10 protein-coding genes are annotated in these 16190 nt (G+C 35.8%); 1 reads left to right on the top strand and 9 read right to left on the bottom strand.

All coding sequences use genetic code 11. From position 1 onward, the window contains the following. Positions 1–118: 118 nt before the first annotated feature. From glmS to P6936_RS00495, 9 genes are all read right to left on the bottom strand, one after another. Complete coding sequence (gene glmS, locus P6936_RS00535; protein WP_276880547.1) at positions 119–1942, bottom strand: glutamine--fructose-6-phosphate transaminase (isomerizing); 1824 nt, start codon at positions 1940–1942, stop codon at positions 119–121. Positions 1943–2179: 237 nt separating this feature from the next. Continuing rightward, on the bottom strand, positions 2180–2368 hold the full coding sequence (locus P6936_RS00530; RefSeq protein ID WP_004836530.1) for a hypothetical protein: 189 nt from the start codon (positions 2366–2368) through the stop codon (positions 2180–2182). After that, the gene (locus P6936_RS00525; protein ID WP_276880546.1) at positions 2365–3984 is read right to left on the bottom strand and encodes an oligopeptide/dipeptide ABC transporter ATP-binding protein; all 1620 of its coding nucleotides are present in this window, start codon (positions 3982–3984) and stop codon (positions 2365–2367) included. The genes P6936_RS00530 and P6936_RS00525 overlap by 4 nt, the downstream gene beginning before the upstream one ends. After that, complete coding sequence (locus P6936_RS00520; RefSeq protein ID WP_004836534.1) at positions 3977–4975, bottom strand: ABC transporter ATP-binding protein; 999 nt, start codon at positions 4973–4975, stop codon at positions 3977–3979. Before P6936_RS00520 ends, P6936_RS00525 begins: the two co-directional genes overlap by 8 nt. Positions 4976–4983: 8 nt before the next feature. Further along, the gene (locus tag P6936_RS00515) at positions 4984–6948 is read right to left on the bottom strand and encodes an ABC transporter permease subunit (RefSeq protein ID WP_276880545.1); all 1965 of its coding nucleotides are present in this window, start codon (positions 6946–6948) and stop codon (positions 4984–4986) included. 1 nt (position 6949) lies between these two features. After that, on the bottom strand, positions 6950–7912 hold the full coding sequence (locus tag P6936_RS00510; protein ID WP_004836536.1) for an ABC transporter permease: 963 nt from the start codon (positions 7910–7912) through the stop codon (positions 6950–6952). Between the two features lie 334 nt (positions 7913–8246). Next, positions 8247–10412, bottom strand: coding sequence for an ABC transporter substrate-binding protein (locus P6936_RS00505; RefSeq protein ID WP_276880544.1), 2166 nt, complete (start codon positions 10410–10412; stop codon positions 8247–8249). 375 nt (positions 10413–10787) lie between these two features. Beyond that, entirely contained in the window at positions 10788–12929 is a 2142-nt protein-coding gene (locus tag P6936_RS00500) for an ABC transporter substrate-binding protein (protein ID WP_004836539.1), read from the bottom strand. 324 nt (positions 12930–13253) lie between these two features. After that, entirely contained in the window at positions 13254–15008 is a 1755-nt protein-coding gene (locus tag P6936_RS00495) for a peptidoglycan amidohydrolase family protein (protein WP_276880543.1), read from the bottom strand. Between the two features lie 236 nt (positions 15009–15244). Between P6936_RS00495 and P6936_RS00490 the strand changes: the two genes are divergently transcribed. Beyond that, entirely contained in the window at positions 15245–16153 is a 909-nt protein-coding gene (locus tag P6936_RS00490) for a hypothetical protein (protein WP_276880542.1), read from the top strand. Positions 16154–16190: the final 37 nt, after the last annotated feature.

The following is a 16190-nucleotide window of genomic DNA, read 5'->3' as shown; positions in this document are numbered from 1 at the left end:
TTATTACCCCCATATTTATTTTCTAAACATCTTTTTTAGTTTTTTATGGATATTTTCCAAAAAAATATCGCCATCTACAAAATAAATGACGATATCTTATTAATATTTACAAATTTTCTTATTCAACAGTTACAGATTTAGCTAAGTTTCTTGGCTTATCTACATCAATGCCCTTGGCAAGAGATGTGTAGTAGGCCATAAGCTGGCAAGGTAGGGCTGTTAGGAGAGGATAGAGTATATCCAAGGTCTTTGGAACTACTAGGATATTTTCAGTAATTTTTTCCATTCTTGTGTCTTTGTGGGATGCGATTATAAAGACATTAGCTCCTCTTGCTACAACTTCTTCTACATTAGATAGGCACTTGCCGATTAAATTTTCTTGGGTCATTATAGCTATTACTGGGGTTTTATCTTCTATTAGAGAGATTGTTCCATGCTTTAGCTCGCCTGCTGCGAAGGCTTCTGTGTGAATGTATGAAACTTCCTTGAGTTTGAGGGCTGCTTCAATAGCTGTTGCGTAGTCAATACCACGACCTATATAAAATAGACTCTTTTGATTTTTAATCTCTTCGGCAAAGCCTTTTATAAGTTCATCGCAAGCTAGGATTTGATCGATCTTTCCTGGAATTTCCCTCAAATTTTCTATGATGTTTTTATGGTAGTTATCATCAATTCTTCCTAGTTTCTTAGAAAAATCTAGAGCTAGGAGATAGAGATTTAGAACTTGGCTGGTATAGGCCTTAGTGCTTGCTACGGCAATTTCTGGGCCTGCATAGCAATAAATAGACCTATCAGCTTCCCTATCCATAGATGATGCCAAGGTGTTTGTTATAAGAAGAGTCTTAGCCTTTTTCTCCTTGGCAAGTCTTAGGGCCTTGAGGCTATCAGCTGTTTCTCCTGATTGAGAGATAAAGATAACTAGGCTGTCCTCATCAAGAAAAGGATCATTATATCTAAATTCTGATGCTAGATCACAAATAACAGGAATCTTGGCTAGCTTTTCTATGGCTACCTTTCCTATAAGACCAGCATGGTAGGCTGTTCCACAAGCTACTATATAGATTCTTTTGAATTTTTCTATTTCTTCTTTACTAAAAGAGTCTCCATCAAAAACGACATCATTATTTTTGATATTTAACCTTATAAGCTCATTAATTACTGAAGCTTGTTCGTTAATTTCCTTAATCATAAAATGATCGTAGCCAGCCCTAGTTGCTGCATCAACTGACCATTGAATCTTTTTAATCTCCCTTTCAACCTTCTTGTCATTTTCATCATAGATAGTGTAGCCATCATCAGAAAAGTCGATTATATCTCCATTTTCAAGATAGATTACATCCCTAGTATATTTTAAGATTGAAGGAATGTCGCTTGCCATGATATAAGAATCATCCATAATTCCTGCAACAAGTGGACTTTCAACCCTAATTCCTATAAGTCTATTTGGTTCATCAGATGAAATTATTCCACAAGCAAAGGCTCCTTCTAGTCTTTTTCTTACTTCTTTTACAGCCTCTAAGAGATCTCCATCATAATATTTTTCTAGCATTACAGCTATAACTTCTGTATCTGTTGATGATTTAAAGCTATAGCCTTCTTCTTCCAACTCCATCCTAAGTTGTCTGTAGTTTTCTATAATTCCATTATGAACTACAGCAATCTTGCCATTATTTGAAAGATGAGGATGGCTGTTTACATCGTTAGCTTCCCCATGAGTTGCCCATCTGATATGGCCTATACCAATATTTCCATCTATAGGATTTTCCTTCAAAGCCTCTTCTAAGTTCTTGAGTTTTCCTGCTCTTTTTACACAAGAAATCTTACCATCTTCAATCACAGCTATACCTGCTGAGTCATAACCACGATATTCTAATTTTTCTAGACCATCGACAATTACATCTCTTGCATCAAGCTTTCCCTTATACGATACTATTCCGCACATAGTAACCTCCTATTTATTTTTATGAGGCCACTGTATCTTCTCTGTCCATAGGATTACTCCCATGTTTTGTTAGATACTAGGGCTGTGAACCCAGACAGCACCCGCCGAATTTTCGATAACTGTCTTCCTCGTCATCCCCTAAGGGATCTGGCGCTTCTTATTTTTTTGCCTCATCTATTTATTATACTTCTTAAATTAGGCTAAAACAAAATCCCCTACAATTGCAGGGGATTTAAGTCATATTAGTAAAGCAAAGATTATCAGTGGTGAAAGTATTAGTAAGAGCCAAGGCAAAAACACCTTCATCGCTGCAAGAAACATGGCTAATTGATCGTTCTTATCGAGATTATCCCTATCTAGGAGTCTCTCTTTTTTATAGATTTCTTCCAGACTTTTTCCCTTAAATCTATCTATAGGAGCTTTCATATAGCACTCATTTCTTCCAATTCTTCTTCTTTTTTAGCTTTTTCTGCTTTATTTTTTTCGTAAGCCTTTTGTTTTTCCTCTTCGCTTACATCAAGTAAGTGGCAGGCAACAAAATGGCCTTCTTCTCTTTCTTTAAGCTCTGGCTCAAAGTGGGCACAGATATCCATAGCATATTCACATCTAGTATGGAACCTACATCCCTTAGGTGGTTTTACTGCTGATGGTATATCTCCCTCAATTATTTGAAGCTCTTGACCTTGATCTACGTCCGTTCTAGGAATAGCACGAAGTAGGGCACTTGTGTAAGGATGGAGAGGGTTCTCAAAGATTCTTTCTGATTCGCAAAGTTCTACCAGCACACCCAAGTACATTACACCGATTCTATCAGATATATATTTTACTACTGACAAATCGTGGGTGATGAAAAGATAGGTTAGGTTGTTTTCATCCTTTAGGTCTTGGAGAAGGTTAATGATTTGCGATTGGATAGATACATCTAGAGCACTTACTGCCTCATCACAAACTATAAAGCTTGGCTTTAAGGCAAGGGCCCTTGCTATACCAATTCTTTGTCTTTGTCCACCAGAAAATTGGTGAGGATACCTATGGAGGAAGTATGGAGCAAGTCCACATTTTTCCATAGTTTCTCTTATATATTCGTTATAGCCCTCTTCTTTTCTACTCTTAAAGAGCTCATGACCCAAAACTCCTTCGCCGATTATATTTCCAACAGTCATCTTAGTATCAAGAGATCCATATGGGTCTTGGAAGATCATCTGTAGGTCTTTACGAAGGGATCTCATCTCCTCGTTGTTAAGTTCTGAAAGGTCAATTCCATCATCACGAAGAGCTTCTAGCTCATCAAATTTATCCTTAGACTCAAGAGTTTTTCTAAAGTCTTCAATAATAGCATCCTTCGCTTCAATTTCTTTACTTTTAGCTTCTTTTTGATTTTGAAGCTCCTTGTATTTTGGATTTTTTTCTAGATAAGCATAGTATTCATCCCAAGTTCTAGATCTCATCTGAGTTTTTTGCTCAATTTCTTCTAGGCTTGTTAGGACAGCTGCTCTTTGCTTTAGGATGTCATATTTTTCTTTTAGCATTGAAGAAACCTTGTTTAGATCATCGCTTGCCAAAAGACCTCCAGCAATTCTTATCATATTTAGGTAGTCTTCTTCTATCTCACGACGCTTAAACATAGCTTTTTCATTTAGCTCTGCTCTTTTTTCGTCTGTATCAGCTTCTTCCAAGCCCTTGTAGATTTCATTAAGTTCGTCAAGTTCCTTGTGGTATTTAGGAAACTGGCTAGGGATTTTCTTAATCATATCAGCCATGTAGGCAGGAGCTGTTTGTTCGATTGTCTTGCCATAATAAAGGGTAGTTCCTTCTGTTTGGTCATAAATTTGTAGAAGGGTTCTACCAAAGGTAGACTTACCACAACCAGATTCTCCTACTAGACCAAGGGTCTCACCTTGATAGATATCTAGGCTTATAGACTCGTTGGCGTGAACATACTCACCAGGTCCCCTATCAAATAAGGATTTTTTCTTGAGAGGGAAATATTTCTTTAGATTTCTAATCTTAAATAAGACTTTTTTCTCTTCTTTATTACTCATTTTCCTCCCTCTCCTTTCTATTTGGATAATGACATCTAATCTTTTGATTTTCGTTAATTTCAACAAGATCAGGCATTACTTCTATACATTTTTTTGTAGCATACTTACACCTGTCGGCAAACTTACAACCCTTTGGTAGGTTAAGTGGATGTGGCACGCTTCCAGGTATGATATCAAGTCTTTCATTTCTATCTGAAGTTATAGATGGAATTGAGTTAAGAAGGGCTACTGTATATGGATGGTTATAATCTGTAATATCGTGTTTGAAGATAAACTCTACTGGAGATTGCTCAACAATTTGACCACAATACATAACCGCAACTTCATCTGCCATTTGGTTGATTACACCAAGGTCGTGGGTGATAAAGAGGATGGATGTCCCAGCTTTTTCCTTTAGGTCATTCATAAGCCTTAGGATTTGGGCTTGGATTGTTACGTCTAAGGCTGTTGTAGGCTCATCAGCTATTAGTAGCTTTGGCTCACAAGCAAGGGCCATGGCAATCATCACTCTTTGGTTCATTCCTCCAGAAAGCTCGAAAGGATATTGCTTAGTTACAACATGTGGGTTAGGGATTTTTACAGCAGCTAAAAGCTCTTCGCACCTGTGGGCTGCTTCTTTCTTGTTCATTCCCTTATGGAGCATAAGAACTTCTGAAATCTGTTTTTCTACAGTAAAGACTGGGTTAAGGGAGCTCATTGGCTCTTGGAAAATCATAGAAATCTTATTCCCTCTGATTTTTTCCATTTGGCTAGTCTTGTAGGAAGAAATCTTTTCTCCATCAAATATTATTTCACCTTCGTAAATCTTTTGGTTAGCTTCAAACAACTGAAGGATACTCATAGCTGTTTGGCTCTTACCTGATCCACTCTCTCCAACAAGACCCAAGGTCTTACCAGCATCGACTGTAAAAGAAACATCATTTACAGCCTTGATAAGACCACGTCTTGTTTCGAAGTAGGTGTGTAGATTTTTTATTTCTAATAAACTCATATTATCACCTATCTCTCATTTGCTCTTGGGTCGATGGCATCTCTTAATGCATCACCGATTAGGTTTACAGAAAATGATGTCAAAAATACTGCAAGTGCTGGGAATACCCATCTCCACCAGTATGTATTAAGTACATCTGATGATTGAGCAGCAGTTAGCATATTACCCCAAGAAGGAGTTGGTTCTTGAACACCAAAACCTAGGAAGGATAGACCTGACTCTGTTAATAAGTTTCCTGCATAGCCTATTGTAGCATTTACTATAACTATTGATAAGATATTTGGGAAAATATGCTTGATCATTATTGACCAGTTCTTAACTCCCAAGGCCCTAGCAGCTGTAATGTAGTCACGTTCTCTTTCTGCTAAGATTTGACCACGAACAAGTCTTGCCAGACCCGTCCATCCCAAAAGACCTAATAAAATCATTACCATAGTAATTCTTTGCTCTTGGCTTGCCCCTGGTGGCAAGAGGGCAGATAGAGAGATAAGCATTGGGTAGAATGGGAATGAGGATACAATCTCAGAAAATCTCATCAATACGTTATCAATCTTTCCTCCAGCAAAACCAGATATCATACCAATTAGTACACCAAGGACAATTTGTATAACAGTAGAAATCAAGGAGATAACCATAGTCATCTTTCCACCATGGATAAGCCTTGTAAAGATATCACGACCTTGATCATCTGATCCAAATCTAAATCCATTAAGACCCCAAGTTTCTACTTTTCCTTCTTTATTTACTGCGTAATTGTTAAAGTATGAAGAATAAATTTGATCAAATTCTCCTTCAGGAGTCTTTAGCTCGCCGTAGTTTTCCTTACCCCATTGATAAATTTTTCCTTTTTCATCAAGGGCAGTGAAAACTGAATCACTCGCTTTGATATCTACAATATTTGCATCGAATTTTGGTAGATATTCTCCAGAGACTTGATCTCTTGATGGGCCCCATACATAAAGCTTGCCATCTTCTGAAAGAGCTGCTGCAGATGAGCTCGTTAGGGCAACCTTCTTAACCTTAACCTTGCCGCTTTTAAGCTCGGCAGGCATTTGGGTATCAATTTCTGCCCCCATAACTCCTAATAATCTTATTGAGCCATCTTTCATGATAGCTAAGATATTGATAGGATTTGTAGCAAAATCAACAACCTTTCCCTTAATATCTGAAGGAAGAAGGTTTAGTCTACTTGCAAGAGTAGAACCCCAAACTACCAAATTATCTTTGTTAGTTAGAATTACAGAATATTGCACTCCTGCACCAAGTTTCTTGATTCCCTCTTCTTTAATCTTAGATTCTTCCATTGGAGGAGTTTGGGTTTGTTGGAAGGAATTATTTCCCCAACCATATATTTGATTATCTTCAGTAGCAACAATAATGTGTCTATCACCTGCTGCTATATCCTTAACTTTGCTATTTTTGAAGGCTTCCTTTGCCTTATCTGGTATTTGTAAAACTTTATCCTCATTGTCTGAGCCCCAAACATAGATATTGCCTTCTTTGGTAAGGCCAGCTGAGAAAGTATTACCGATAGCAATTTTTTCAACTCCTTCTTTTTCAATAGCAGAAGGATAATTCATATATGCCCCACCTGGAGCTACATTTGTTAAGTTACCTTGTGAGTAATATTGATTAAAAGGAAGAACCTTGCTTCCTACAAAAACTACAAGAACAATAGCTAGGAAAAGAACAAGTCCAATTATACCTAGAGGGTTTCTAAAGTAGTTTCTTATAGCAACCCTACCAGGTGACATGATAGCTTCTTCTTTAAACTTGTCATTCTCATCTTCTTTTCTTGGTCCATTGTCTATGTTCTTGTTATCTGAGTGAAGAAGTTCATCTTCTCCTAAATTTCTATTAGAATCAAAATCTCCTTCAAACTCCTCTCCCTTAGAGAAAGTAAAGGCCTTAAAGAAGAAATTTTTCAAGAAATTTCCATATGATTTAAAAGATTTTTTAACTATTGCATTCATCTTAGGCCTCCAATTGTACTCTTGGGTCTACTAGGGCATAAGCCACATCCATAAGTAGGTTTCCGAGAAGTGTTAGGACTGCGTAAAACATTGAAAGAGCAAGGATTACATTGTAATCTTGAGCCATTACTGCAAGTATCAACTCATTACCAATTCCCCTAAAAGAGAATATTCTCTCTGTTATAGCTGATCCTGAAAACATACCAAGAATAGCCCATGTGAGGGCGGTAACTACAGGAATTAACGCATTTCTAAAGGCATGTGAATAGACAACAGTCTTCTCCTTTAGACCCTTGCTTCTTGCAGTTCTAATATAATCTTGGTCTAGGGCATCTAGCATAGAGTTTCTTACATATCTTGATAAGGATGCAAGAGAACCTATGGTAAGAGTTGCCGTTGGAAGCACCAAATATCTTACCCATTCAGAGAAAGTATTTTCTCTAGGCATACCATTGGCAGGGAATAATCCTAGCCTAAAGGCAAAAACAAATATCAATATAAGTCCAATAAAGAATACTGGAATTGATAAACCAACTAGGGTTAAAGTCTGGAAGGTCTTATCAAAAAATCCTCCCTTGTGCGTAGCCGACCTAATTCCTATCAAGACCGAAAGGACAAATGATAAGATAGTAGAGCCTATATTTAGAAAAATTGTATTTTTCAAAGGTTCTGCAAGGTATTCAGACACAGGTCTTCTAACCCTTGTAGACTCTCCCAAATCTCCCTTGAGAGTTCTTCCTAACCATCTTACATATTGCTCTGGCAAAGATTTATCAAGCCCATATCTTGCTTGAAGAGTGTGGTATAACTCTTCTTGCTCTGCTTTAGTCATTCGCCCTGTAGTTGGCATCATGGCTTTGATTGGATCTCCAGGCATAGCCTTTGAGAAAGCAAAAAGCATAACAGATATAATTAGAGCAACTGGTATTAGATTTATTATTCTCTTAACTATATAACGAAACATATTTTCCCTTCCTATTTTGTGACTTGAAACTGATTATCTAGCTAAAGTGCACTGATAATTATGTAGTATTTTTAAAAAAGATTAAACAATCCCAAGTTAATAATTTTTATAAGTTATATGTTATAATATTAGTCGCCTTTTGTCAACCATGACCATTACTTAATTTGTAAATAAAAATCATATAAAGATTTAAGGCTCGGCGAAATTACGACATTATTATTCAATATTTTTTAATATTTTTATGATTATTCAGTATTTCATCTAATAATTAATGTATATATTTATATCAAATAAAAAGGCTCACTCACGTGAGCCCCAAATTATTTGTTAATTATTATTTGTTTTCTAGTTTGATAGCATTGATTTGATCTTCTGATTGCCATACTGGTGTGTTAACATCAAATCCTTTAACTCTCTTTGTATAACCTGTGTGATATTGGTTAGAGTAGAGTGGGATTTCTGGTAGATAATCATTGTACCAAATTTCGAATTCTTCCCAAGCGTCTAGGTATTCTTCCTTCTTATCTGGTGCTACTCTACGAAGTTTTGTTGTTAACTCATCAGCCTTTGGATCTTTAACTTTTGAGTAGTTGTAAGGTCCTTGTGAGTTGTATTGATACCATGGATCAAATGGTGTACCGAAGTTTGTACCCATGTTGAATGCTGTATATTGTGGGTTTTCTTCTGGGTAGTAGTAGTAGTTTAGTAGGGTTGCGAATGAACCAGCTGTTACATTGTATTCCATACCAACTTGTTTAGCATTGTTTGGTACTTGGTTAGAAATTAATGTAGTAATTGGTGATTCATCTGAACCATATTGGTTAACTACAAGTTTTTCACCTTTTTCGTTGTATCTATAGTAGTCGAAACTATCAGCATTTGCCTTGAATGCTTCATCAGCTTTCTTCTTATCCCATGGAGTCTTACCATCTTTTTCGAACTTGTAAGGTGTTTTGTCAAGAAGGGCGTTAGCTTGGTCAAGGTTCATTTGATAGTTGATTAGCTTACCTTCTAGGTCTGCTCCTCTTTCCTTATACATCCATTGGCTTGTACCATACATACCATTTGTTACTACACCGTAACCACCAGCGAATGATTGTACGAAGCTGTTTCTATCCATCAAGTGAGCGATAGCTTGTCTTACTTCTTTGTATTTTGTTGTTCCTCTGTCTGTTAGGAATTGAACGTTACCATAACCATTTCTTTCGAATGTGTTATAGCCACCGATTTTTCCCTTATCTTTAGCTGCTCTGATTCTGTCAATTGCAGCACCATCAGATTCTTGTTCCCAAATATCGATGTCTCCATTTTCTAGTAGGTCAGCAGCAATCTTGTTGTTTACAGTTTGAAGAATTACATGTGGGATAGTAGCTTTATCACCCTTGAAGTTTCCAGCGTAATTTTCATTTAGGCTTAGTTTAACCATGTTGTTTTCGAAAGAATCGAACTTGTAAGGTCCTGTAACAACTTCTGGTTTAAGTCTGTATTCATTTACTTCTTTAAGCATAGCTTCATCGATAAGTTGTTGAGTAGGATCTACATCACCGCTCTTACGAGATTCAAGGTCTTTGATTGCTTCTTCGTGAGCTTTCTTAGCTTCTTCGTAAGCCTTCTTGTCTTGTTCATTAGCCTTATCATCTGGAGCTGGGTTGTTAGCTTTGAAGTCTTCGTTTTGCTTTTTGATTTGAGCATCAATTCCTTCAACGTATTTCTTCTTTTCTTCATCACTTGGCTTATATCCATCTTTAGCAACAAGTTTGTTACCTTCTTTAGAAACAGCTAAGTTTTCGTTTAGATAGTGCATTGGGTGTGGAGTAAATGCTAGTAGAGATGCTTCTTCGAAGTATGGAAGGAATGATTTATCTATAGTAATCTTAAATGTATAGTCATCAACCTTTTGGAGTCCTTCGAATACATCCTTATCACCCTTCTTATAAGCTTCATAGCCTTTAAGTGAATCAGAACCTGGGTTTGTTGAAGCTGTTAGCTTAGCATATTCTGGATGAGTGTGAAGTAGTGCACCAAATAGGTAGTCATCTGCTGTTACAGGCTTACCATCAGACCATTTAAGATCTTTTTTGATTTTGAAAGTAACAGTCTTAGAACCATCTGCATTATTTTCAGATACAGGATCACCATCAAGAACTACTGGGTTGTTTACCCAAGCACCAGATTCATCTTGAACTACTGTTTGGTAACCGTTGTTTCCTTCGATACCAAGATATCTTCTTACCTTAACATCTCCAGCGTTGTTGGTCCAACCAGTGTAGAAGTCTCCATTAAGCTCACCAAGACCTACTACTAGAGTATCGTCTGAGGTTTGTTTTTGGAAATTTTCAGCAGTTTGTTCACCTTCTTTGGCTTCGCCTTTATCTTCCGCTTTTTTATCAGCTGATTTGTCATCGGCTTTCTTGTCTTTGTTTTCTCCACCGCCACAAGCAACTAGTGTACTAGCTAGTCCAAGTGCCATCAATGAAGAAAAAACTCTTTTCATTTTCATTGGTTTTCCCCCTAAAAAAATTAAGTAACTTTTATATTTATATATTTTAACTTAATAAATGGATTTTGTCAAGCTTCCTCATTTATTTTATACATCATTAGGTATTTTTATTCTTTAAATATCCTCAATTTTGGCTATTGTTGCAAGGGTCTTTGCAATATAATTCAGACTTTTAAGCCCCAATAAAGCGATGATATCCTAAATTTCAACGTTTTCCCACATTCGAAAAAAATATAAATGTTTTTAGAATAAATAATACTTGTATTTTTATTTTTTTATTGATAAGGCCTATATCTTGCAAAATATAAAATATTCAAAAAAACTGGATTAGTTTGTTAACTAGTCCAGTTTTTGTAATAAGTTGAATAACAATATTTATTTTTCAAGAGTCATAGCGTTAATTTGATCACTTGCTTGCCATACTGGTGTAATAACATCAAAACCTTTAATCCTGTTTGAATATCCTGTGTGGAAGACATTTGAATATAGTGGGATTTCTGGTAGGTAGTCGTTGTACCATTTTTGGAATTCTTCCCATTTGTCTAGGTAGCCTTTTTTGTCAGATGGATCGGTTTTTCTTAGCTTTGCTGTTACTTCATCAGCCTTTGGATCGTTGACCTTGCTTCTGTTAAATGGCCCTTGTGATGAATAGTAAAACCATGGGTCAAATGGTGTTGAAAAGTCTGAAGCCATTGAGAAGGCTGTGTATTGGGCATCATCTTTTGGGAAACTTAATAGATCCATTAGGGTTGAGAAGGAACCTGCTGTTACGTTATATTCCAAACCAGCTTGTTTAGCATTTGGAGGAAGTTGATTGGATATTAGACTTGTTATTGGAGATTGTTCTGCTCCATATTGGTTAACAACAAGTTTATTTCCCTTATCGTCATATCTATAATAGTCAAAGCCTTCTTGGTTTTTGCTAAATTCATCCAAGGCTTTCTTCTTATCCCAGGCAGTCTTACCATCTTTTTCGAACTTGTAAGGGGTCTTGTCTAATAACTCGTTTGCCTTGTCAATATTTAAAACCCAGTTTGTAAGTTTTCCTTCTAGGTCTGCTCCTCTTTCCTTATACATCCATTGGCTCGTGCCATACATACCATTTGTTACAACTCCATAACCACCGAGGAAGGCTTGAACAAACTCATTTCTATCCATTAGACTTGCTATAGCTTGTCTTACTTCTTTGTATTTAGTAGCTCCCCTATCTGTTAAGAAGATTATATTTCCATAACCATTTCTTTCATAAGAAGATAATTGGATTTTCCCTGCCTCTTTCGCTTTTTTGAGTTGGTCTATTTTGGCACCATCAGTTTCTCCTTCCCAAATGTCAATATCGCCATTTTCTAGAAGGTCTGGACCTATATTTCTATTTACCAATTGTACGATTATGTGAGGTATAGTTGCTTTTTGACCTTTGAAGTTACCCTTGTAATTCTCATTGAGGTCAAGTTTTACCATGTTATTTTCAAATTTATTGAATTTGTAAGGCCCACAAGTAACCTTAGGATTAAATCTGTAATCACTAGTTTCTTTTATCATAGCTTCTTCAATTAGAAGTCTTGTTGGATCAACATCGCCAGCTTTACGAGCCTCTAAGTCTTTTTCTTTTTTGTCTAACTCTTCTTTGGCTTTCTTATAATCATCGCTGGCCTTATCAACTCCTTCGTTATCTTTGTCAAAGCTTTCTTTTAGAAGGGAGATTTGCCTATCTATAGATTTCTTATAATTTTCTTTATCCTTATCGGTTACTTTGTATCCATCTTTGACAATAAGTTTCTTACCATCTTTTGCCACAGCTAAATTTTCTCCGATATAGTGAATAGGAGTTGGGCCAGCATTTGATAGGGCTTGAACTTCAAAATATGGCAATTGAGAAGCATCAACTGTAAGGGAAAATGTATAATCATCTATCTTGTTAAGTCCTTCGAATGAATCTGTATCGCCATTCTTGAAGGCCTTATATCCCTTGAGGGAATCAGCACCAACATTCAAAGAAGCTGTAAGAGGATTAAAATCCTTGTCAGATTCTAGGAGGATTCCGAAAAGGTAGTCATCAGCTGTAATAGGCTCGCCGTCAGACCATTTCAAATCTTTTTTGATGGTGAATTTAGTAGTTCTAGACCCATCTTCATTCATAGTTACTTCAGGCTCTTTTTCAAGGGCAGAAGTATTAGCTTTAAACTGTCCATACTCATCTACAACATAACAATTATAGCCATTATTACCTTCAATACCCATGAATTTTCTAACATTTACATCATTCGCATCATTATTGTAACCTTGGATGAAGTCTCCATTGATAGTACCAACACCTAAAACGATGGTATCATCAGCTGTTTGCTTTTCAAAATCATCAGGACTTTGTCCTTGATCATTTTTAGAATTTTTACTTTCCTCTTGTCCACTTGTTTTCTTTCCAGTATCCTTAGTAGAATCCGTCTTAGAACCACAAGCAGAAAGACTTAGGGCTAAGGCCAAAGCCATTAGGGATGAATAAAGTTTTTTGTTTTTCATACTAACCTTCCTTATAATCTATGTAGATTATTTAATAAAATTTTCTACACTCTACCTCCTTTATTCATTTCAGTCAAAGATTTTTGTATATATATTAATTTCCTTTTTTCAGTTTAATAGCTTTCTAGATGTCGTACTATCAGCCTAAAGGACTTTTTAATCCCTGTATTTTTTCTTTTCCTAAAGTAATTATATACATATATTATTCGCATTATTGTCTTCTTACTTAGAAAATTAACTTCTATATAAATATATTTATGTATATCTTTTAATTTTTAAACAAAAAAAGAGCCTACTAGCTAAGCTAATAGGACTCCTATAGTTTTATTTTTCACTTTCATATAGATTGTTTGAACCTGCTCCAATAAGTCTATAATATCTTACTGGTAGGCCTGAGCTATCTCCCATGTATCCTTTTCTAGGAGTTATAGCAACCCCATCTTGACCATAAGACATGTGGATTATAGTGTCATTTGCTCTATTTAGGATAAAGCCTGTATGGCCACCAGCTCCACTACTTTCTCCTGGAGTTCCAGCCACGAAGATATCTCCATATCTTATTTCTGATTCTTTTACTTCATACATTATCTTGCGTTCTCTTCCCATTTTAAAGAGAGTTTCAGTATTTCCTATGTAACTACCTTGTTTTAGGAAGCCACCATATATTAAGGACCTATATACTGCTGATGAACAGTCGGCTGCCTTGTCGGAAACCCTGTTTTTCCAATGCATATCGTACCTTAGGCCTGCTTTTCTTGCTGTAAGCATCCACTCTATAACCTTATCTAGGTTCTTTTCACCATCTATATTGTTATCGACTGGTTTTGCTATACCATTAGCATCTACCTTATATACAACTCCTTGTTGAACAACTTCAGCATTTCCTTGAAGACCATTAGATGTAAAATAGTAAAGTTTTCCATCAATCTTCCATACACCTTCTTGAACATAGCCATTAGGGTTGGTGTGGTATTTTTTACCATTGAAGTTTATCCAAGCATTTTTAGGGTTATTTGCTACACCCCTGCTGTCAGTGTTGTAAAATCTACCTTGAGACATTATGCCTTTGTTTTTAGCCATTACCCCGTCTTTATCAAAGACATAGGTCTTGCCTTCTATGTTGTTAGCCCCAGTAAGAATTTTTCCATCCTTACCAGTCCTATAGGTTTTTCCGCCAATATTTGCCCAGAAGTTCTTTGGATTGGAAATCTTTCCTAACTTATCTGTCATATAGATCATATCGTCTTTGATTTCCTTTATATTAGCTTGAAGAACTCCTTCGTCGCTAAAATTATAAAGATCTTTGCCGATTTTAGATATGCCCTTTAGGATGTTTCCCTTATTATCAGTGCGATAAACTTTTTTATTAACATTTACCCAAGAATTAGGTTTTTGGCTTAGGATTCCCCTATCATTTGCCTCGTAGTAGGAATTGTTGGTGATTATTTTTTTATTAGTTTGAAGAACTCCATCCTTGTCAAAGTAGTATTTCTTACCTTCTATTTCACTAAGGCCCTTGCTAAGGCTACCCTTATCGTCCTTGTGATATACTTTAGAGTTTTCTTCATACCAGTTAGTTTTACTAGCTTGTCTTTCTTCTTTGGAAGCTCCCCTGCTAGAACTTGGTAAGTTTGCCTTTTGTGGCTTAGTTTTTGCTTCTTTATAGATTTCATCTAGTTTAGAATTATCATAATAAACTATATCTTGGTAGTTAGTGTTCTTGGCATCCTTAGGACCCTTATCTCCAGATATTTCTTTAATAGAGATTTCTTCTTGTGTAGGAAGATTTTGCTCTTCTTTATTGATAGCTTTTGTTGATTCTATTTCTCCCTTACCATCGCTAGCCTTATCGCTTTCGATTTCATTTAGGGCTTTTTCAAGGCCTTCATAATCATAGTTCACAGGCTCTTGATTATTTTCTTTAGTCGAATCAGAATCTGAACTCTCTTTATTTTGTGCTTGTGTCAAGCTATCATCTAACTTATAATCTTCTTGGGCATATGAGTGATTCGCTCCTGCAAATATAGAAGATATAAACAAAGTTGATGCAAAGAGTATTGTCTTATTAACCTTTTTCATCTCTACCTCTTTCACATAAATATTTAAATTACAATTTAATTACAATTTCTATAGTATTTTTTACTTTAATCCGATTTTTTGATATTTCATGACTATTATAGACCATTTTAAGATAAATTGCAACAAAAAGGTTACAATTTTATGAAATTTATGGTTTTTCTACAAAATCCCTCCAATAAAAGGTAGAATTATTAAAAAAATGCAAAAAGGGTATGATAGTAAAAACAGGAGGTTATATGAAAAGCAAAAAAATATTATTAGCATTTGCCCTAATACTAGGACTAAGTTCTTGTTCTAATTTAACAGGAAATGCCAAGGGAAATGTTTCTGAACAAACTATAGAAAAAGCACTAAAAGAAGATCCTGATAAGGATAATAATAAGGATCTCCTAGGCGATAAAGTAAAAGCAGATAAAGAAGATTCTGACAAGAAAGATATAGGAGATGCCCTTAACAAAATTGACTATGCAAAGATAAGACAGTACATAGTAGATATCGGACAGTTCAATCCAGCCATCCTTGATGAGTTAAGTGATGAAGATATCAAAGAATATTATGTCCGTGCCAAAGCTGCAAGTGAAAAGACTGGTTATTGGGATATAAAAGATTTTATTTTCCAAGAGCTTGCTAAGGATTACGAAAATTATTCAAACAAATTCCCGCTTGAATCTATCGAGACTCTTTACAACTGGCCAAAGAGTACAGATAAAGTTACTGATAAGTATGAAGATGAAAGAAAGGCTATGGCAAATCTAGGCTATGATGAAGATGAAATAGCAAAAATTTCTGACAAGAAATTGGAAGAAGCCTTCAAAAAGGCCTACGATAAGAAACCAGAAGGCCTCTACAATGATTATGTAGAACTAGCTGGAGAAGAATTATTTTCTAAAGATTCAAAGTCTAAAGATAAGACCCTAAAGTTTGGAGAAAAAGATAGCGATTACGAAGAATTCAAAAAATCCCTAGTAGATAATTATGAATTTAAGCAAGATGCCGTTGATAAAATGACCAACGACGATATTGATAAGGCCTATACTAGAGCCCAAAAGAAACTAGAACAAACAGGTTTCGGTGATATAGGACTAATAATCAACGAGCTTGCTAAAATGTATCCAGGCTCATCAACTATGTATCCTGGTGAATAAATACTAAAAGTCTCTCACATTTTGCGAGAGACTTTTT

The sequence above is a fragment of the Anaerococcus tetradius genome, from assembly GCF_947087635.1.
In the GTDB taxonomy this organism is placed as follows: Bacteria; Bacillota; Clostridia; order Tissierellales; family Peptoniphilaceae; genus Anaerococcus; species Anaerococcus tetradius.
The sequence above is the reverse complement of the archived record's forward strand: the minus strand, read 5'-3'. Positions and strand labels throughout refer to the sequence as shown.